At 33.6% G+C, this 20783-nt stretch carries 15 protein-coding genes and 2 tRNA genes; 15 read left to right on the top strand and 2 right to left on the bottom strand.

The genetic code is table 11. The features are described 5' to 3' along the window. Nucleotides 1–36: 36 nt before the first annotated feature. The 10 genes from DWV06_RS14905 to DWV06_RS14860 all read left to right on the top strand — a co-directional run bounded on the left by DWV06_RS14905 (nt 37) and on the right by DWV06_RS14860 (nt 12222). A complete protein-coding gene (locus tag DWV06_RS14905; protein ID WP_235828984.1) occupies nt 37–1344 on the top strand; it encodes a putative DNA modification/repair radical SAM protein in 1308 nt (435 codons plus the stop codon). After that, nucleotides 1322–2089 carry a TIGR03915 family putative DNA repair protein gene (locus DWV06_RS14900; protein ID WP_115482974.1) on the top strand — a complete coding sequence of 256 codons (768 nt, stop codon included), beginning with the start codon at nt 1322–1324 and terminating at the stop codon, nt 2087–2089. Before DWV06_RS14905 ends, DWV06_RS14900 begins: the two co-directional genes overlap by 23 nt. A 233-nt stretch (nt 2090–2322) precedes the next feature. After that, nucleotides 2323–2550 (top strand): HPr family phosphocarrier protein, encoded by a 228-nt coding sequence (locus tag DWV06_RS14895; protein WP_115482973.1) that lies wholly within the window; start codon nt 2323–2325, stop codon nt 2548–2550. A gap of 179 nt (nt 2551–2729) precedes the next feature. After that, nucleotides 2730–5111, top strand: coding sequence for an ATP-dependent DNA helicase (locus DWV06_RS14890; RefSeq protein ID WP_115482972.1), 2382 nt, complete (start codon nt 2730–2732; stop codon nt 5109–5111). A gap of 80 nt (nt 5112–5191) precedes the next feature. Continuing rightward, nucleotides 5192–6352, top strand: a complete 1161-nt coding sequence (locus DWV06_RS14885; RefSeq protein ID WP_115482971.1) for an ROK family transcriptional regulator — start codon at nt 5192–5194, stop codon at nt 6350–6352. 275 nt (nt 6353–6627) lie between these two features. Further along, a complete protein-coding gene (locus DWV06_RS14880; RefSeq protein WP_115482970.1) occupies nt 6628–7638 on the top strand; it encodes a sugar ABC transporter substrate-binding protein in 1011 nt (336 codons plus the stop codon). A gap of 86 nt (nt 7639–7724) precedes the next feature. Continuing rightward, nucleotides 7725–9227 (top strand): sugar ABC transporter ATP-binding protein, encoded by a 1503-nt coding sequence (locus DWV06_RS14875; protein ID WP_115482969.1) that lies wholly within the window; start codon nt 7725–7727, stop codon nt 9225–9227. After that, nucleotides 9224–10180 (top strand): ABC transporter permease, encoded by a 957-nt coding sequence (locus DWV06_RS14870; RefSeq protein ID WP_115482968.1) that lies wholly within the window; start codon nt 9224–9226, stop codon nt 10178–10180. The genes DWV06_RS14875 and DWV06_RS14870 overlap by 4 nt, the downstream gene beginning before the upstream one ends. A gap of 16 nt (nt 10181–10196) precedes the next feature. Next, on the top strand, nt 10197–11240 hold the full coding sequence (locus tag DWV06_RS14865; protein WP_115482967.1) for an NAD(P)-dependent alcohol dehydrogenase: 1044 nt from the start codon (nt 10197–10199) through the stop codon (nt 11238–11240). 19 nt (nt 11241–11259) lie between these two features. Further along, nucleotides 11260–12222 (top strand): carbohydrate kinase family protein, encoded by a 963-nt coding sequence (locus tag DWV06_RS14860; protein WP_331463335.1) that lies wholly within the window; start codon nt 11260–11262, stop codon nt 12220–12222. 6 nt (nt 12223–12228) lie between these two features. On the opposite strand, the gene DWV06_RS14855 is transcribed toward DWV06_RS14860, so the two are convergent. Continuing rightward, the gene (locus DWV06_RS14855) at nt 12229–13107 is read right to left on the bottom strand and encodes a LysR family transcriptional regulator (RefSeq protein WP_115482965.1); all 879 of its coding nucleotides are present in this window, start codon (nt 13105–13107) and stop codon (nt 12229–12231) included. 224 nt (nt 13108–13331) lie between these two features. On the opposite strand from DWV06_RS14855, the gene DWV06_RS14850 reads away from it, so the two are divergent. From DWV06_RS14850 to DWV06_RS14840, 3 genes are all read left to right on the top strand, one after another. Then, nucleotides 13332–17081 (top strand): phosphoribosylformylglycinamidine synthase, encoded by a 3750-nt coding sequence (locus DWV06_RS14850; RefSeq protein ID WP_115482964.1) that lies wholly within the window; start codon nt 13332–13334, stop codon nt 17079–17081. A gap of 131 nt (nt 17082–17212) precedes the next feature. After that, nucleotides 17213–17285, top strand: a tRNA-Val gene (locus DWV06_RS14845). Between the two features lie 3 nt (nt 17286–17288). After that, nucleotides 17289–17362, top strand: a tRNA-Met gene (locus DWV06_RS14840). Between the two features lie 205 nt (nt 17363–17567). Here the strand turns inward: DWV06_RS14840 and DWV06_RS14835 are convergent. Continuing rightward, the gene (locus DWV06_RS14835) at nt 17568–18281 is read right to left on the bottom strand and encodes a hypothetical protein (protein WP_147289871.1); all 714 of its coding nucleotides are present in this window, start codon (nt 18279–18281) and stop codon (nt 17568–17570) included. 308 nt (nt 18282–18589) lie between these two features. Between DWV06_RS14835 and DWV06_RS14830 the strand changes: the two genes are divergently transcribed. Both DWV06_RS14830 and DWV06_RS14825 read left to right on the top strand, forming a co-directional pair. Further along, a complete protein-coding gene (locus DWV06_RS14830; protein WP_115482962.1) occupies nt 18590–19666 on the top strand; it encodes an acyltransferase family protein in 1077 nt (358 codons plus the stop codon). 93 nt (nt 19667–19759) lie between these two features. After that, nucleotides 19760–20653: a DUF2935 domain-containing protein gene (locus tag DWV06_RS14825; protein ID WP_331463333.1), complete on the top strand. Its 894-nt coding sequence runs from the start codon at nt 19760–19762 to the stop codon at nt 20651–20653. The last annotated feature ends 130 nt before the right edge of the window (nt 20654–20783 follow it).

Below are 20783 nucleotides of genomic sequence, written 5' to 3'. Positions count from 1 at the left end.
AATATATTCAATTGTCAAACGGAAACGAAAAATAAAATGCCTCTGATGGAGAAACTAGCAGTGCTGTCCGATGCAGCCAAATATGATGTTGCATGTACTTCCAGTGGAGTAGAACGAAAAGGCGATGGAAAAGGGATAGGAAATTGTGTTTCATCCGGTATATGTCATAGTTTTTCTGCAGATGGACGGTGTATTTCATTATTGAAGATTCTTTTTACGAACGAATGTATTTATGACTGCAAGTATTGTTTGAACCGTGTGTCTAATGATGTGAAGAGAGCTAGTTTCACACCAGATGAAGTTTGTGAATTGACTATGAATTTTTATAAGAGAAATTATATCGAAGGCCTGTTTCTAAGTTCCGGTATATTGAAAAGTCCTGATTATACCATGGAATTGATTTATGAAACTATTTTTAAATTAAGGACAGTGCATCATTTTCAAGGGTATATTCATGTAAAAGCAATTCCGGGTGCGGAGAAAACATTAGTTGCCAAGACAGGTTTTTTAGCAGATAGAATGAGTGTTAATCTTGAACTTCCTACAGCGGAAGGATTAAAGCAGCTGGCACCCAACAAAAACAGAAAGACCATTTTAAAGCCCATGCGTCTTATTCAAAACGGGATTACTTCCAATAAAGATGAGTTGACCGTTTATAAGTCTGCCCCTCGTTTCGTTCCTGCGGGACAAAGTACGCAGATGATTATCGGAGCGACACCGGAAAATGATTTTCAGATTATGACGGTAGCTCAGTCTTTATATCAAAACTTCGATTTGAAAAGAGTGTTTTATTCAGCGTTTGTTCCGGTAACAGAAGATAAAAATCTACCATCATTACCAGGAGGCCCTCCTCTTTTGAGGGAACATAGATTATATCAGGCTGATTGGCTTTTACGCTTTTATAAATTTAAAGCAGAAGAATTACTATCAGAAGAGACCCCCAATTTTAATGTATTATTCGATCCGAAATGTAATTGGGCATTAAAGAATTTAGATGTTTTCCCTGTTGAGATTAATAAGGCATCTTATGATATTCTCCTTAGAGTTCCCGGAATAGGATATCAGTCTGCACGTCGTATTATGAAGGCTAGAAAATTTGCAAAATTGAACTTTGAAGATTTGAAGAAGATAGGCGTCGTATTGAAGCGTGCATTATATTTTATTACCTGTAATGGGAAAATGATGTATGCTACCAAAATAGAGGAAGATTATATTACTAGAAATCTTTTAGAGGCTATGGATAAGAAATCTTATGGTATAGGAGATATTACTTATAAGCAGATTTCTCTTTTTGATACACAAATACAGGGAGGGTGTTCAAGTGGAAACAGTCTTTTTATGTGAAGATAGTATGGAAGGTATTTTTACCGGTGTTTATGATGGCTGGGCAAGTAAGAAAGGACATGCTAATATAAAGTTAGAACTAAAACAATGTAACACGTTTCGTTTGTTTGCGGAATATATTAATGTGAAAACAGATGCTCAAAAGGCACGCAAGGTTTCAGATACTGTTAAAAATAAAATGGGAGAAGAAGCGTTGATTCATATTATGAGGGCTGCATTGGCTGTGGATGATGAAAAAGCAGATGCAATATATCGGACCATTGTAGTAGGATTGGCTTTGAAGTATAAAGGGAAGGTGATGGATTGTTTAAGCAATCCTGGAGTTTTGAAAGTTTTTAAATTAAGCCGGACAGTTTTTTATGAAGCTGATCATATGAAAGGGTTTATCAGATTTAAAGAATTACAAAATGGCGTTTATTTTGCTAAAATTGCTCCTAAAAGTCACCTTTTACCAATAATTTCCCCTCATTTTGCAGACCGTTTACCAAATGAGAATTGGATGATATATGATGAGAATAGAGGGTTATTTTCTATACATGCGAAACAAAAAGAGTGGGTATTGGTTGAAGATGAACAAATAAATATAGATACAATTAATAAAATCAGTGAAAATGAAGAGAGAATACAAGAATTGTGGAAGTGTTTCTTTCATACTGTTTCAATAAAAGAAAGAGAAAATTACAATTTACAAAGAAAAAATTTACCTATAAGATTCCGAGAAAATGTGTTAGAATTCAACAATTAAGGGAAACTTTTTTGAATAAAATTTCACAATAGAACAGGAAAATTATTCTGGAAAGAGTGAGAAATTTTATGAGAAAGACACAAATATTGGGATAAAACCCATGCATAATGGCAATATTACATTATATAGTCAAAGTTGACAAAAAGTAAAAATCATGAGAAAATAGTATAGTTTCTAGGATAAAGCAGTAGTGGATATTATATTTGAGCTACAATGTGAAGGAGATGAAAGGAATGAATGTTAAGAAAATCAAATTGAATGCGGCTGATGATGTAAGAGAGTTTGTAGGTGCAGCAGGAAAATGTGATTTCGACATTGATATCTTTTACAATCGTGTAACGATTGATGCCAAGTCAATTCTAGGGGTTTTAAGCTTAGATCTTACTAGAGAATTGACTGTAAAATATGGCGGTGAAGACTTATCTTTTGAAAATGTATTGGACAAATATGCTAGTGCATAGTATCCCTAATCATATTAAAAGAGAGTCATATAAGATAGAGAGTTGTTAAGTCACAAAAGGCTATAGGTAAATAATTTTGCCTATAGCTTTTTTATATTATATATAATATGTGCGTTTTCTAATAAATATATACAAAATAATTTTATTGTTTGATGAATTATAGAATTGAGGATTTTAAAATGGATAAAATCGCAAGTAAGAATGCTTCATTATCAGAAGAAGTAATTAAAATTTCAGTACGTAATTTGGTAGAATTTATTCTACGAACAGGAGATATTGATAATAGAAAAGCATCAGGTATGGATAAAGACGCGATGCAGGCTGGAAGCAAGATGCATCGCAAAATACAAAAAAGAATGGGGTCTAATTATTATCCGGAAGTTCCTTTGAAGACGATTGAAAAATGTAATGATTTTTCAATATGCATTGAAGGCAGGGCTGATGGTATACTTATTGAAGAAGATTTGATAACTATTGATGAGATTAAAGGTACTTTCAAAGATTTAGAATATATTACAGAACCTGTTTTTGTCCATAAAGCACAAGCAATGTGCTATGGGTATATATATGCGAAAGATCATCAGTTGGAGGAAATTCAGATACAGTTGACATATTGTAATTTAGATAACGAACAAGTTAAGCGCTTTGTGGATAAGTATGATTATTCAGAATTGGAAAGTTGGTTCTTGAATCTGGTAAAAGAATATGAGAAATGGGCAAGATTTCAGTTTGAATGGAGAAAGACACGGCAAAAATCGATTCAACCATTAAACTTTCCATTTCCATATCGAAATGGACAAAAAGATTTGGCTGCATCTGTTTACAGAACGATATATCGAAAGAAGAAATTATTTATACAAGCACCAACTGGAGTTGGAAAAACGATTTCAGTTGTATTTCCAGCTGTTAAAGCTATGGGAGAGAACCTGGGAGAAAAAATTTTTTATATGACAGCAAAAACGATTACGCGGACAGTTGCTCAAGAAACTTTTCAATTACTTAAGAGACAAGGCTTTCGTGGAAAAGTTGTTACAATAACGGCAAAAGAAAAAATTTGCTTATGTGAGGATATGATTTGTAATCCTCAAGAGTGTCCGGTTGCAAAAGGTCATTATGATAGAATAAATGAAGCTGTATTTCAATTATTGACATCACAAGATGAGTTTACCAGAGAAGTTATTTCAGATTATGCAGAGAGATTTCGTGTTTGTCCATTTGAAATGTGTTTAGATATCACGACCTGGTCTGATGTTATTATTTGTGATTATAATTATGTGTTCGATCCTAATGTTTATCTACGAAGATTTTTTGGAGAAAGTATAAAAGGTGAGTATATTTTTTTGATTGATGAAGCACATAATTTAGTGGAGCGGGGACGAGAAATGTATAGTGCATCTCTTTATAAAGAAGATTTTCTTGAGGTGAAAAAAATAGTTAAATATTATAATAAAACTTTGGAACGTGCTTTAGAGAGGTGTAATCGAAATTTATTGGAAATGAAACGAGAATGTGAGAACTATCAAATTCATGAAAGCATAGGGAGTTTTTGGGTCAATATTCTTCATTTGATGGGTGAATTAGAAAAGTTTATGGAAGTTCAAGAACAGTTACCAAATCAGGAAATTTTATTAGAGTTCTATTTTCGTTTAAGAAATTTCTTTCAAATTTATGACCGTGTAGATGAGAATTATGTGATATATACTGAGTTGGAACCAGATGGAAGATTTAAAATACGTCTTTTTTGTATTGATACTTCTACCAACTTACAAGGATGTCTGGATAAGGGACTTAGCACAATTTATTTTTCAGCCACTTTATTACCGATCCAATATTATAAAAGCTTATTGAGTAAAAATGAAGATGATTATGCTATATATGTAAAATCACCTTTCGACGAAAAGAAGAGATTGCTATATATAGGATCAGATGTTAGTAGTAAATACACAAGAAGAGGTTATTTTGAGTTTTCTAAAATGGCAGAATACATACGGACTGTAGTGTTGGCAAAAAAGGGAAATTATATGGTGTTTTTTCCTTCTTATCGTATGATGGAAGATGTCTATGAGATTTTTCAAGAGTATCAAATACCAGACGTTGATTGTATTTTACAACAGCCCAATATGATAGAAGAGCAGAGAGAGACGTTTTTGGAAAGATTCATATCGAAGCCCGAAAAAAGTCTTATTGGGTTTTGTGTAATGGGTGGAGTTTTTAGTGAGGGAATAGATTTAAAAAATGATTCTTTAATTGGAACGTTGATTGTAGGTACGGGACTTCCGCAGGTATGTAATGAACGAGAAATATTGAAACAGTATTTTGATGAAAGACAAATGAACGGATTTGATTTTGCTTATCGTTTCCAGGGTATGAATAAGGTACTGCAAGCAGCAGGTCGTGTAATTCGGACAGATGATGATCTAGGCGTAATTATTTTGATGGATGATAGGTTTTGTACCAAATCATATCAGAATCAATTTCCTTATGAATGGAAAGATTTTAAGCAAGGAAATATGGAACAATTAAAATTAGAATTAGAAGATTTTTGGAAACATATTTCATAAAATACTTGTCAATTTATTCATTTTAAAGTATATTATAGTTAAATAAATACTTTTATAAAAGTATCAACATGGAGTGACGTATGAATAAAATTAAAGCAAATAACATGGAAGTAAAAAGAATTAACCGCAATCAAATATTTCGGTATGTTAATAAGTTTGAAAAAGTATCAAAGCCTGATATTGCTTTAAATTTAAATATCAGTATGCCCACAGTCCTACAAAATGTGAAAGAATTGATGGAACATGGATTGATCTGTGAAGAAGGTGCTTTTGAATCAACAGGAGGGCGAAAGGCTAAAGTTTTGTCACCCTTACAAAATGCCAGGTGGGCGATTGGTATTGATATTACACAAAATCATGTAGGTTTCGCATTGACAGATCTATCAGGAAAAGTATTAAGACATACGAGGATGTATAAGCCGTTTAGAAGTGAAGATTCATATTATAAAGAGTTAGGAAATTTAGCTCATAAATTTTTAGAAGAAAGTAATATGGATGAAGAAACTTTTCTTGGATTTGGTATATCGATTCCGGGTATCGTAACACCAGATAATAAAACAATTACATTTTCACATGTATTAGGAATAAAAGATGTTCCGTGTTCTAGCTTTAGTCAATTTTTAAATTATCCATGTTATTTTATAAATGATGCAAATGCGGCTGGACTTGCTGAGATATATAATGCAAAAAATCAATCTACTGCGGTTTACTTATCATTAAGTAATAGTGTTGGAGGTACAATCATACAGCCTAAAAATAATTTTGATGAGACCTTTCAAGTGAGTGAAAAATTGTATTTAGGAGATAATTGGCGTGGAGGAGAATTTGGACATGTCACCTTAATTCCTGGAGGAGAACAATGTTATTGCGGAAAACAGGGATGTTTTGATGTGTATTGTTCTGCTAAAAAGTTATCACAGAAAACAGAAGGAAAATTGGAAATTTTCTTTGAAGAGCTTCAGAAGGGAAACCGGGAATTTGAAGAAATGTGGGAAGAATATTTAGGATATTTAGCTCTCGAGGTTAATAGTCTGAGAATGATTTTTGATTGTAAAATTATTATTGGAGGTTATGTAGGTAGTTTTATTGAGCCATATCTAAAACGTTTGCAAGAAAAGGTAGCTTTGTTGAACACCTTCAGTAAAGACGAAACTTATATCCAGCCTTGCCGTTATCAAGTAGAGGCGTCTGCTTTGGGAGCTGCTATTTTACATATTGAAAGTTTTATTAGCAGTATATAGAAAGTGGTAAAAGTTTATAGAGCTGAAAACTCTGAGTGAAATTAGGGTTTTCATTTTTTTTTGTGGAAAATTTGCTAGTTTATTTGTTAAAAACAAACAAAGTAACGTATAATGTTTAATGATTATTGTACAAAAAGACAAAAAGATGTTGACGTTTTATAAAAAGAATGTTAGTATGTAATTACTTTAATAAAAGTATTTAATAAAGTATTTACATAATAGTAACTAACTAGCATTAGCTAGGGTTAATAGAAATTATTAAAGGAGGAAAAGTAATGAAAAAGGTATTATCAATGTTACTATGTGCAACTATGCTGGTGACACTTTTGGCGGGGTGTGGTACCAAAACAGACAATGCATCAGAATCAAAGGATCAGAAGGTAACAGAAAAAGCAGACAATGAAACAGCAGATACTTCAAATGGAAGTTACAAAATCGGTATGACAGTACAAGATTTAAGTAATCAGATTTGGGCTGGTTCCTGTGAAGCTTTGAAAAAACTTATTGAAGCAGATGGAGGAAGTTTTACTTATTTGGATTGTGCAAGTAATGCTTCAACTCAAATTGAACAAGTTGAAAATTTTATTGCAAGTGATGTAGATGCTATTGTGATTCAACCTGCGGAAGCCAATGCACTAGAAGAAGTGTTGGGACAGGCTATGAAAGCTGGAATAAAGGTATATTGCTGGGATGAAGATATTAAAAATGCAGATATCTGCTGGTTGATCGATAACTATGAATTAGGAAAAATGATTGGTGATGAAGCTGCAAAATGGATTAATGAAAAATTTAATGGCGAATGTGAAGTTGCAGTACTAGACTACCCACAATTAGAGATTTTATTACAAAGAGGAAATGGTATTGTGGATGCTATTAAAGAAAAAGCTCCTAAAGCAAAAATTGTTGCACAGAGTAGTGCAATAAATGCAACAGAAGGAATGAGCAAAACAGAAACATTTTTACAAGCGAATCCAGATATAAAGGTAATTGCCTGTATCGGAGGTGGAGGAGCTGTCGGAGCTAATGAAGCAGTGAAAGCATCAGGAAAGCTGACAGATGATTTTGGAATTTTTGCAGCAGATGCAACAGAAGAAGAACTTGCTGCAATGAACAAAAATGAAGCTTGTAGAATGTCAGTTTTGATTACAGGTGGAGCAGACAAAATTGCAGATGAAATCTTTTCATGGTTGAAAAAATTATTAGCTGGAGAAGAAGTAGAAAAGAAAATTTATCGTGAAACTATTCCGGTCACAAAAGAGAACCTCAGTCAATATTATTCAGAATAGTGACATTAAAGTTAAGGGTTTGAGAACGTTTGAGAGATGTGTCTCAAGCCCTTTTCTGAAATAAAAGGAAAAATAGAGGTGAAACAATGAAAGAGGCAAAAAGTATTTTACAATTGCAAAATATAAAAAAGACATATCCTGGTGTTGTTGCTTTGAATAAGGTTGACTTAGAGCTAAAAGAAGGCGAAATTCATGGTTTAGTCGGAGAAAATGGTGCAGGTAAATCAACACTGATAAAAACATGTACAGGTGCAACGATTCCGGATAGTGGGAAAATTATTATTAATGGTATTGAGTATGCACAAATGAATCCTAAACTAGCGGAAAATAATGGATTAGCTGTTATTTATCAAGAATTTAATTTAGTAGGCGAATTATCTGTTGCAGAAAATATCTTTTTGGGAAGAGCTATTCGAAAAGGTATTATGATTGATAAAAAAGCGATGGAAGAAGAAACGGAAAAGATTTTTAAACAGTTTCAAATTAATATTGCACCGGATGAATTGGTAAAAAATTTAACAGTAGGATATCAACAGCTTGTAGAAATAGCAAAAGCAATTTCTCAGAATGCTAGAATTTTAATAATGGACGAGCCATCAGCCCCTCTGACAAAATCCGAAGTAGAAAGACTTTATGAAATGATAGAGCGCTTAAAAAAAGCAGGGGTAACGATATTATACATTTCACATCGTTTAGATGAAATCTTCTATTTAACAGATAGAATTACGGTTTTGCGAGATGGAGAAAAAGTACAGACTTTGTATACAAAAGATACGTATGTAGATGAATTAGTGACACTTATGGTTGGGCGAGAATTAAAAGAGACTTTTCCGCCAAGAACGAGGACATATCGTAACGAGGTTTTACTTGAGGCGCAACATTTAACCGGAAATGGATTAAAAGATATTTCATTTGAAATTAAGAAGGGTGAAGTCTTAGGTTTTGCCGGCTTGATTGGAGCAGGAAGAACAGAACTTGCAGAAATTATATTTGGTGTAAAAGCCAGAACCAGCGGTAAAATTTTTTTCAAAGGAAAAGAAATTGCCCCAAAGACACCAAGAGAAGCTATTGATCATGGAATTGCATTAGTTCCCGAGGATCGAAAACAGCAGGGTGCATTACTGGATATGGAAATAAAAAGTAATATTACTATGACAATAATGAAAAATATTTCAAATTTTTCTGTAATTAATAAAAAAGAAGAAAAAAATATTGCATCAAAATATAAAGAGGAGTTAAAAATTAAAACGCCGTATTTAGAGCAGAAAGTGAAGAATTTGAGTGGTGGAAACCAGCAAAAGGTCATTTTAGGAAAGTGGCTTGCAGCAGATTCAGAATTAATAATTTTAGATGAGCCTACAAGAGGTATCGATATAGGCGCAAAATATGAGATTTATAAACTAATAAACAAATTAGTAGAAAGCGGAAAAACCGTTTTAATGATCTCCTCAGAAATGGAAGAGTTAATGGGTATGTCTGACCGTATTATTGTTCTGGCGGAAGGAAAAATTACTGGAGAGGTAAGAAAAGAAGAATTTACTCAAGAATTAATTATGAGTTATGCTTCAAAAACAGGAGGAAAATTATGAAATTAATGGAATTCATTAAAAAATATGGTATATATGTGGTATTATTATTGTTAGTAATCTTTTTCTCGGTTTCTACCGATTCATTTTTGGTATCATCAAATTTATTTAATGTAGCGAGACAAGTATCCATGTTGGGAATTGCTTCGGTGGGTATGGCTTTTGTATTGTTGCTTGGTGGTATTGATTTGTCTATTGGATCACAGATTACGGTTGTTAATATTGTTGCAGCCTGGATGATGGTAAAAGAAGGAATGAATCCGGTAATGTCATGTTTCATTGCTATTGCAATCAGTGTATTTGTTGGATTTTTAAATGGATGGATTATAGCTAATATTAATATGCCTCCATTGATTGTTACCTTATCAAGTATGACTATTTTAGAAGGAATCGCTTATATCATTTCCGGTGGTATACCAATTTTTGGGTTCCCGAAGTCATTTGCTGTCATTGGTCAGGGATACATAGGTCCTGTACCGATTCCGGTTGTCATCATGATTATAATTCTTGGAATAGGTTCCTTTATACTTAATAAAACATATTTTGGCCGCTATTTTTATGCAGTAGGTGGAAATGAAGAGGCTGCAAAACTTTCCGGTATTCATGTTAAGAGAGTCAAATATTTAGTCTATACATTATCAGGATTGTTTGCAGGAATAGCAGGTGTGGTTATGTTATCCCGTACCAATTCAGGTCAGGCATTAGCCGGAAAAGGCTTTGAATTTGATGTACTTACAGCTGTTGTACTGGGTGGTGTCAGTGTTAATGGAGGCTCAGGAAAAATGTCCAATGTTGTGGCAGGAGTCTTGATATTGGGTGTCCTCAGTAATGGAATGGTATTATTAAATGTAAGTCAATACGTACAAATGGTAACCAAAGGACTTGTTTTATTAGTAGCTGTTGGCTTTGACTGTTGGCAAAAGTATAAATCAGTAAAAGTAGCAAAAACAGCTTAAGTAAAGGAGAGTAAAAATGATGGAAAACATGAAAGTTGCAGTTATGAATGGAATTGGCCAGATGGGTTATACGAATCGTCCTGTCCCAAAGGTTGAAGCGAATGAAGTTTTAGTCAAAATTGAATATGTAGGTATATGCGGAAGTGATCTGCATTATTATGAATTTGGCAGGATTGGAAATTATATTGTAGAGCCCCCTTTTGTATTAGGTCATGAAACCGGCGGTACTGTAGTAGAAGTCGGAGATAATGTGACTCATTTGAAAGTAGGGGATAAGGTGGCTTTGGAACCAGGAAAAACCTGCGGTACTTGTGAATTCTGCAGACGGGGAGAATATAATCTTTGTCCGGATGTTATATTTTTTGCAACGCCTCCGGTTGATGGTGTATTCCAGGAATATGTAGCCCATGAAGCAGCACTTTGTTTTAAACTGCCAGAAAACATGACAACAATGGAGGGCGCATTGATAGAACCTCTCGCTGTTGGATTTCATGCAGCGAATCAAGGGGATGCCCAAATTGGCCAGAGTGCAGTCATATTAGGGGCCGGATGTATCGGACTTGTTACATTACTGGCGCTGAAGGCGAAAGGTTTAAGCCAGATATATGTAGTGGATATTATGGATAAGCGATTGGAAAAAGCTTTAGAATTAGGAGCTGCAGGAGTAATTAATGCATCGAAAGAGGATGTGATAAAAAAATGTTTGGAAATTACAGATGGAAAAGGATTTGATCTTGCAATAGAAACTGCCGGAACTGAGATAACAACACAGCAAAGTGTAGAAATTGTGAAAAAAGGTTCTAACATAGTACTTGTTGGATATACAACAAGTGGTACAGTTAACATGCCTATTAGCTTAGCACTTGACAAAGAAGTTACATTCAAAACGGTATTCCGTTATCGTCATATTTATCCGGCTGCGATAGATGCAGTAGCAGCAGGCAAAATTGATATTAAAGAAATAGTAACAGACATTTTCGACTTTGATCATATTCAAGAAGCGATGGACAAAAGTGTGAAGGATAAGGCAAATATTGTTAAGGCTGTTATTAAATTATAAGAAATAAGAGGGAATGAATATGTTTGATATAATTGCATTAGGAGAACTATTAATTGATTTTGTACCAACTGGGTTGACAGAACAGGGACATATAATATTTGAAGCAAATCCCGGAGGAGCACCATGTAATGTTTTGGCTATGGCGAACCAATTAGGGAAAAAAACGGCTTTTATAGGAAAAGTTGGAAAAGACATGTTTGGAGTTCAGCTTCGAGAAACATTAAAAAAGGTTGGTATTGAAGATAAGGGACTAATAGACGACTCTGAAGTAAATACTACATTGGCCTTTGTAAAAAATGAAGAGAATGGCGAAAGAAGTTTTTCGTTTTATCGAAATCCCGGAGCGGATATGAATTTGAAGAAAAATGAAATTGATTTGGATTTACTTAGCAGCTGCAAGGTATTTCATTTTGGAACACTTTCTATGACACATGAACAAGTTCGAGAGGCAACGAAACATGCCATAGACACAGCGAAACAGAATAAGAGCTTGATATCCTTTGATCCAAATTTAAGAGAGCCCTTATGGGATGATTTGAATTCAGCAAAAGAGCAGATGCTATATGGGTGTAGTATGTGCGATATATTAAAAATTGAAGAAAAGGAATTAGAATTTTTAACAGGGAAAACTTCGATACAAGAAGGGATAGATATTTTAAAAAGTAATTCTGATATCAAGATAATATTTGTAACGGCAGGTAGCGAGGGAAGCTACGTATTTTATAAGGACCAAATGCTGTATCAACCTGCTTTTTTAAATGATAAGACCATAGATACAACAGGTGCAGGTGATACGTTCTATGGTGCTTGTCTGGCTCAGATATTAAACTTTGATATTGAAGAGATTTCAAATGAGCATCTACAGGAAATTTTGACTTTTTCAAATGCAGCAGCATCAATTCTTACGACTCGTAAAGGTGCTATTTGTTCGATGCCAAAAGTTGAAGAAGTTCTGGAACTAATTAAAATAAGAAATAAATAGATAAAATCAATCAAAAAGTGCTACGAATTCTGACACAATAGGGGAGACTGCAAAACGGCTATTGAATACGGCAACTAATTGTCTTTTGGGAAGTATTTCATTCGTTTTAACAAGAATTAGATCTTTTGCCTGTCTGGTGAGACAATAGTCTGGAATAAAAGCAATTCCAAGTCCGATTCTGGCTAAATCAATTAGCAAATCATTACTGCTAAGTTCAATTTCAGGAACTAGATCTAATTGATGTTGTTGGAATATATTGTGTAAGAATTCACTGGTAGTACTTTTACGGTCTAACATTAATAAAGGAAATTTAAGCAATTCTTTTAAGGAAAGTACCTTATCTGCTAAATCATAATACGCCGGGTTGGCTATAAATACATCTTGAAAATCTAATATCTGTTTTTGGTGGTGCGTTGAATTCAGACGAGAGTTCGGGTAATTGGTTACGATTAAATCAACTTGCCCATTCTCTAATAGATCAACACAATTTAACGAAGTCTGATTCGTTACCTTTATATGTGCATGAGGATGGGTTTCGTGAAATTTCTTTAAATAAGGGACAAGAAAATAACGGCATATCGTATCGCTGGCACCAATTCTCAGTTGACCGCCGCCCAAAGATTTACTGTCCATAAGAGAAGATTCCCCCCGCATAATTAGGTGAATAGCCGGTTCAATATGGCTTAATAAGAGTTCCCCTTCTTTAGTCAAAGCAACTTTCTTGGTATTACGAATAAAAAGTGGTTGATTTAGTTTTTTCTCTAGTGTTTTGATAGATTGACTGACAGCTGATTGAGAAATGAATAGCTGTTTCGACGCTTCGGAAAAACTTAATGAAGTTGCTACATAAAAAAATACTTTGTACAATTCAAAATTGATATCCATATAATTACGAATTATTCAACTATTATAAAATGCGGAATAATTTTTCTCCTTATTTTCTATTTGTAGATTTATACCCAATAAGATATTAATAAATATTCAAACACAAATTAGAAATCCTTATTAATGGTATTAGATATATTAAATTTACTAATAATAATTCTTATGCTATCATATATGTTGAAAACTTTCAATAAGACATAAATAAATAATCAATGGAGGTAATTATGAGTCAGGTAAGAAGAGTTTATGTAGAAAAAAAAGAGCCTTTTGCAGTAAAAGCCAAAGAGTTACAAGAGGAGATAAGAAGCTATTTGGGAATTAAAAGTGTTTCTAAAGTTAGAGTCTTGGTGCGTTATGATATTCAGAATCTTTCTGAAGAAACTTATCAAAAGGCCCTTGTTACGGTATTTTCGGAACCCCCTGTTGATGATATATATGAAGAAACTTTTGAGTTGAATGGTGGAAGGACTTTTAGCGTAGAATTTTTGCCAGGTCAATTTGATCAAAGAGCAGATTCAGCAGAACAATGCCTGAAACTATTAAAAGAAGAAGAAGAACCTGTGATCAAAACGGCAGTAACTTATGTGATAGAAGGAAAGATAACGGACGATGAGTTTGAGGCTTTAAAGGCTCATTGCATTAATCCGGTCGACTCAAGAGAAACAAATCTTGTTAAGCCGGAAACATTAATTACAGAATTTGAAGAGCCGGCAGATGTCCTAATCTTTGACGGCTTTATAAGAATGGATCAAAATGAGCTGAATGAATTGTATCGTTCTTTAGGGCTGGCTATGACATTTAAAGATTTTCAACATATTCAAAATTATTTTAAAGAGGAAGAAGATAGAGATCCATCTATGACAGAAATTCGTGTATTAGATACGTATTGGTCAGATCATTGTCGTCATACTACCTTTTCCACAGAGTTGAAGGAGATTGCTTTTAAAGATGGTTTTTATAAAAAGCCAATGGTAGAAACTTATGAAAAGTATCTTGCTGACAGAGAAGAGATTTTTAAAGGAAGAGAGGACAAGTTTATCTGCTTAATGGATTTGGCATTGATGGCAATGCGCAAATTAAAAAGTGAAGGAAAACTTGCAGACTTAGAAGAATCTGAAGAAATTAATGCATGCAGTATTGTTGTACCTGTAGAAATCGATGGTGCCAAGGAAGAATGGCTGGTAAGTTTTAAGAATGAAACACATAATCATCCAACAGAAATTGAGCCTTTTGGAGGGGCAGCTACTTGTCTTGGGGGAGCGATAAGAGATCCACTTTCTGGTCGTTCTTACGTATATCAGGCAATGCGTGTGACCGGAGCAGCGGATCCCACTGTTTCTGTAAAAGATACATTAAAAGGGAAGTTACCTCAAAAGAAACTAGTACGTGGAGCAGCCAATGGATATAGTTCTTATGGAAATCAAATTGGTCTGGCGACTGGTTATGTAAAAGAAATTTATCATCCGGAATATGTTGCGAAAAGAATGGAAATTGGAGCTGTCATGGGAGCTGCGCCTAGAAAAAATGTAATACGTGAGTCTTCAGATCCTGGAGACATTATCATTCTTTTGGGCGGACGTACCGGACGTGATGGATGCGGAGGAGCAACAGGTTCATCTAAAGTGCATACAGAGGAATCCATAGAAACCTGTGGTGCAGAAGTACAAAAAGGAAATCCACCTACTGAAAGAAAAATCCAACGTTTGTTCCGTAGAGAAGAAGTGAGCCGTCTAATTAAAAAGTGTAATGATTTTGGAGCGGGAGGAGTTTCTGTAGCAATTGGAGAACTAGCTGACGGACTTCAAATTCATTTGGATAAAGTTCCGAAAAAATATGCTGGTCTTGATGGTACAGAAATTTCGATCTCAGAATCACAGGAAAGAATGGCAGTTGTGGTAGATCCAAAGAACGTAAATAAGTTTCTAGAATATACAAAAGAAGAAAATTTGGAAGCGGTAGAAGTTGCTGAAGTTACAAAAGAGCCTAGATTAGTTATGATTTGGAGAGGGAAAGAAATCGTGAACATTTCCAGAGCATTTTTGGATACGAATGGAGCTCATCAAGAAACATCTGTTAATGTAGATATTCCAAGAAAAGAAAATACTTATTTTAAATCAAAAAATATAGCAGATGTTAAGACCGCATGGTTACAAACGCTAGAAGATTTGAATGTATGTTCTCAAAAAGGGTTAGTGGAAATGTTTGACGGCTCTATCGGTGCAGGAAGTGTATATATGCCGTTCGGCGGAAAATATCAATTGACTGAAACCCAGAGTATGATAGCAAAACTGCCTGTCCTAAAGGGAAAGACAGATACCGTAACCATGATGAGTTATGGATTTGATCCATATCTCTCCAGCTGGAGCCCGTTTCATGGAGCCGTCTATGCAGTATTAGAGTCGGTAGCTAGAATTGTGGCAGCAGGTGGAGATTATAGAAAAATACGTTTTACGTTCCAAGAATATTTTAGACGTATGACAGAAGACCCATCACGCTGGAGCCAGCCATTTGCAGCGCTGCTCGGCGCTTATTCAGCTCAAATGGGATTTTGTCTTCCGTCTATTGGTGGAAAGGATAGTATGTCGGGTACCTTCCATGAAATAGACGTACCACCTACATTAGTTTCATTTGCTGTTGATATTGCGAAGCATCAGGACATTATTTCACCTGAATTGAAACAAGCTGGAAATAAAATAGTAAGATTTACAATTGAAAAGGATGAGTTTGATTTACCGGATTACAAACAAGTCATGAAGTTATATGAGTCCATTTTTGAACTGATTCAAAAAAAAGTTATTGTTTCTGCATATGCATTAGATGGAAAAGGGATAGTCGCTGCAATTAGTAAAATGTCATTTGGTAATAAAATGGGAATCCAAGTTATAGATTCAGTTGAGAAGGAATCCTTATTTGCACCAGCCATTGGAGATATTGTAGTGGAAGTGTCAGCAGACAAATTTGATGAATTGCAAATACCATACGAATTCATTGGTGAAGTGACTAATAATGCTAAATTTCTATATCAAAATGTAAGTATTACGATGGATGAAGCATTAAATGCATGGACAAACAAACTAGAAAAAATATTTCCTACCAGATCAAATGTAGAAGACGTAGAAATAAAAACAGATATTTATCGTACGGATAAAGTTTACGTTTGTAAAAATAAAGTTGCGAAACCAACCGTATTTATCCCTGTATTTCCGGGAACTAATTGTGAGTATGATAGTGCCAAAGCTTTTGAGCGGGCTGGTGCAGATGTTATAGTTAAGGTATTCAAGAATCTTAATCCTCAAGATATTCGTGATTCGGTAGGTGAATTTGAGAAGAGCATCAGACAGGCTCAGATATTAATGTTTCCTGGTGGATTTAGTGCTGGTGATGAGCCAGAAGGTTCTGCTAAATTTTTTGCAACAGCGTTTCGAAATCAAAAACTGAAAGAAACAGTGACAGATCTATTGGAAAAACGGGATGGATTGGCGTTGGGGATTTGTAATGGATTCCAGGCATTGATTAAGCTGGGCTTGGTACCTTTCGGTGAAATTACAGAACAAAAAGCAGATTCTCCAACTTTGACTTATAATACCATTGGACGCCATATATCTAAGATGGTCTATACCAAAGTCATAACGAATAAATCACCATGGCTGCAACAGGCAGAGTTAGGAAAAACCTATGTAAATCCGGCTTCTCATGGAGAAGGAAGATTTGTAGCTTCAAAAGAATGGTTGGACCAATTGTTTGCAAATGGACAAGTTGCTACTCAATATGTGGATGAAACGGGCAGCCCAACGATGGATGAAGAATGGAATGTCAATGGTTCTTATTGTGCGATCGAAGGTATTACAAGTCCAGATGGTAGGATTCTTGGAAAAATGGCACATTCCGAACGTACAGACATTGCAGTAGCAATTAATATTCATGGTCAACAGGATATGAAAATATTTGAATCAGGTGTTTCATATTTCAAGTAAATATGGGAAAAATGGAACGTTAAAGAATAAAGTAATATAATATAAAAAAAAGTAAAAAAAGGGTTGACAGTTTGTTAAAAATAATAGTATAATAGCTAAGCGGGTCAGCGGTAGATGACCCGCAAAACCCAGGGATCATAGCTCAGCTGGGAGAGCACCTGCCTTACAAGCAGGGGGTCACAGGTTCGAGCCCTGTTGGTCCCATATGGCGGAATAGCTCAGTTGGCGAGAGCACACGGTTCATACCCGTGGTGTCGGGGGTTCAAATCCCTCTTCCGCTATTATTATTTATATATAAGATTTAAGTGCCTATTACGACAGTACAGGAAACGTCGTGATAGGTATTGTTTTTTGCTATGAAAGTTTTAATATTCTGTATCAATGTATACAATAGAAACTTTTTTCTTTTTTAGGTTCAAGTATATACAAGTTTGACTTTGTACGAACCCCCCTTTCATATTTGGTTAATAAAAGGGGGTTTTTCATTTATATTTTTTTGATCGTCATATAAGAAGAATATCTGGCAATAATTACCCAACCGTTAGGAACAGGCGAAGATAAATCAACATTAATCGTGGTACCATAAGAAGCCCCATTTACATATTTAATAGTCATATAAGAAGAATATTTCGCAATAATCACCCAATCAGTAGGAATAGGAGAACTTAGATCGACATTAATCGTGGTACCATAAGAGGCTCCATTCGTATATTTAATCGTCATATAAGAAGTATATCTGGCAATGATTACCCAACCAGTAGGAATGGGAGAAGATAAATCAACATTAATCGTGGTACCATAAGAAGCCCCATTTACATTTTTAATTGTCATGTATGAAGAGTATTTCGCAATAATTACCCAGCCGTTAGGAACTGGAGAAGATAAGTCAACGTTAATCGTGGTACCATAAGAAGCCCCGTTTACATATTTTATCGTCATATAAGAAGAATATTTCGCAATAATTACCCAATCAGTAGGAATAGGAGAACTTAGATCAACATTTATTGTAGCGCCATAAGGTGCCCCATTTGCATTTTTAATCGTCATGTAAGAGGAGTATTTCGCAATAATTACCCAGCCAGTAGGAACAGGAGAATCTAAATCAATATTCATTGTAGCACCATAGGGTGCTCTAATGGTAAAAGAATTATTTCTTGTTAAATTATGATGGTTTTTCTCAGAATTGTAGGTATTTTTCATGGGTGCATCATTGGCAAATACCATACTTGAGGTCATCATAAAGATTAACGTAAATGTAGTTAAGAATTTAAAAATATTTTTCATTATTTCTCTCTCCTTTTTATATAATCACTTTACAAAAATTATTATATGATGTATAAAACATATGTAGACGAATAATTTACAGTAACATTTTTTTGAAAATTACAAAAGATAATAAAAATTAAAACACAAAGGACAAACTTGTTAAAAATTTAAACGCAATAGACAAAAGTGTCGAAATATGGTATGTTATCAAAGGAATTTTTGAAAAAAGGTGAAAATAAATTATGATAAAAATAAAACGATTAGATTTTTTAGATGTAGCTAAAGGGATAGGGATTTTAGTGGTAGTATACGCACATGTAATGCAACAGTATATACCGCCACATAATATACTTAATGTTTTTATTTATTCTTTTCATATGCCATTGTTTTTTGTATTGTCAGGTATTGTATCCCAAATAAAAGAGAATTCAGGAAAAACAAAGATTGACTCTCAATATATAAAGAAAAAATTCTTCCAGTTAATGATCCCATACTTTGTATTTAGTTTGATTTATATTATATTAAATATAATTCAAGTGAAATTAGGGGTCATACATTTTATGTTTCCGGATAAAAAAATACTTTTTGATATAGTAAAGGTATTTACGCTTCGGGGATTAGCACCATTATGGTTTTTGGCAAGTTTATTTGTAGCAGATATAATTTGGAAATGTTTTATAAATAAATTCGAATCTTTAAAGAGTCGATTTATTATTGTAATTATAATATTTTTTATTAATTATTGGGTAAATACATTACATTATTCTAAATTACCTAATACTGATTTAATCGAGTTTATGATTTATGTGTTCTTATTTCGTACCTCACTTGCGTTTGCATTTATGGTTATTGGTTCTATGTTGTCAAGATATTTTGTAAATACTATAAATCAAAATATCATCAATTACAAATTTAAATATATAGCAATATTTACAGGTTTTTTTATTTCCCTTAGTTTGATTAATTTAATTTTTAGAAATGGAGTGAATATGCATTTGTATGTTCTTGGAAACCCCATAATCTTTTATCTTACTTCAATACTGGGAAGTTTGACAGTAATAATGCTGTCAATAATTATATCAAATAATAAAATTTTACAAAGTTTAGGTAAAAATAGTTTATCGATTATGGTACTTCATTATCCGCCAATGCCATTTATTCAAATTTTGACATATGTAATTTTAGGGATACCTTTATTTTTAAATCATAGACAAATAAGAACGTTGTTTGTTACAGTATTAACTATAACTTTAACATATTTTTCAGGGATATTTCTTGTAAAATACTGTCCTATATTCTTTGGGAAAAAAAGGAAATAATTTCTGAACACGAATCTAAAATATTTTCATAATATAGAGCATAAATGATTTAGAAAGGAATTCATTATGCTTTCTTATTCGGAATTTGTTAAAATGTCATTAGAGATACATTTGTTTTTTGCCAGAATAATGAAGGAGCATTTAATTTTTCTGGAAATAAGTTTTACACCAAAAGATTATGGATTTAAACAAAAAGCAGCTGAGTTAAGAAAAGAATTTGATATATTATTAAATCAAGTAGTATCATTATCAAATGGGGTTATTAGTGAGAGCGCCTTACGATCTGAAGAAATTATTACTCCATATACGTTGAATGCTGAAATGGTTACTTCCTATTATACAGGAGTAAATATACCAACAGATATAACACGTACAGAGGAAAGACTAACCAGTGGAGAAAATACAACGCTCGGATATTGGTATGAGCAACAAATAAAACAAATAAATCAAAAAGCTATTCAATTAATCCGTTTAATAATTCAACTTAAATCTTCTATTTTATCTAATGTATTAGAATGTAAGATGTTCACAAATAATTATCCCTTATTAATCGATCATATTACAAGAGAAGCTGAATTCTATTTATTAACGACTCAAAAACTGCAAAATAGAGATAATTTCAAAAATCAGTATGATTTATTAAGTCAAGAAATATTTTGGAATCAAATTATGGCAGAACATTCAAAATTTATTCGTGGTTTACTTGACCCTACAGAAGAAGAATTGATTCAAATAGCAAATGATTTTGGAAAAGAGTTTGATAAATTGACGGAAGAGGCAAAAACTGCTATGGATTATTCTTTATATTTTAATAATGTAACTGATGAAAGTATACATGCAACAAAATCAATACGTGATTTTAAAGCTCAAGGTACTCAAGGTCTGATTGAATGTAAGATTAAATCTATTATTGTTCCATTATTAGCAGATCATACATTGCGTGAAGCAAATCATTATTTAAGGGTACTTAAAGACATGCGAAGTTAATATGGATTACTTGATAGTAGATATACATGGCCGACGTATAATAAGCGTTGGCTTTAAGTTTGAAAAAATTAAATTAGCAGATGTTTCAATTTTCAGGGAAATCTGTTATAATATTTTGAAATATGAATGG

The organism is Anaerosacchariphilus polymeriproducens (genome assembly GCF_003363435.1).
Classification (GTDB): domain Bacteria; phylum Bacillota; class Clostridia; order Lachnospirales; family Lachnospiraceae; genus Anaerosacchariphilus; species Anaerosacchariphilus polymeriproducens.
Note: the sequence above shows the minus strand (reverse complement) of the source record. Positions and strands in the feature narration are given on the sequence as shown.

Coding starts and splice junctions, on each gene's coding strand:
- DWV06_RS14865 (WP_115482967.1), top strand. CDS start 10,197: ATGATGGAAAACATGAAAGTTGCAGTTATGAATGGAATTGGCCAGATG.
- DWV06_RS14905 (WP_235828984.1), top strand. CDS start 37: ATGCCTCTGATGGAGAAACTAGCAGTGCTGTCCGATGCAGCCAAATAT.
- DWV06_RS14875 (WP_115482969.1), top strand. CDS start 7,725: ATGAAAGAGGCAAAAAGTATTTTACAATTGCAAAATATAAAAAAGACA.
- DWV06_RS14870 (WP_115482968.1), top strand. CDS start 9,224: ATGAAATTAATGGAATTCATTAAAAAATATGGTATATATGTGGTATTA.
- DWV06_RS14830 (WP_115482962.1), top strand. CDS start 18,590: ATGATAAAAATAAAACGATTAGATTTTTTAGATGTAGCTAAAGGGATA.
- DWV06_RS14880 (WP_115482970.1), top strand. CDS start 6,628: ATGAAAAAGGTATTATCAATGTTACTATGTGCAACTATGCTGGTGACA.
- DWV06_RS14825 (WP_331463333.1), top strand. CDS start 19,760: ATGTCATTAGAGATACATTTGTTTTTTGCCAGAATAATGAAGGAGCAT.
- DWV06_RS14895 (WP_115482973.1), top strand. CDS start 2,323: ATGAATGTTAAGAAAATCAAATTGAATGCGGCTGATGATGTAAGAGAG.
- DWV06_RS14835 (WP_147289871.1), bottom strand. CDS start 18,281: ATGAAAAATACCTACAATTCTGAGAAAAACCATCATAATTTAACAAGA.
- DWV06_RS14890 (WP_115482972.1), top strand. CDS start 2,730: ATGGATAAAATCGCAAGTAAGAATGCTTCATTATCAGAAGAAGTAATT.
- DWV06_RS14855 (WP_115482965.1), bottom strand. CDS start 13,107: ATGGATATCAATTTTGAATTGTACAAAGTATTTTTTTATGTAGCAACT.
- DWV06_RS14885 (WP_115482971.1), top strand. CDS start 5,192: ATGAATAAAATTAAAGCAAATAACATGGAAGTAAAAAGAATTAACCGC.
- DWV06_RS14860 (WP_331463335.1), top strand. CDS start 11,260: ATGTTTGATATAATTGCATTAGGAGAACTATTAATTGATTTTGTACCA.
- DWV06_RS14850 (WP_115482964.1), top strand. CDS start 13,332: ATGAGTCAGGTAAGAAGAGTTTATGTAGAAAAAAAAGAGCCTTTTGCA.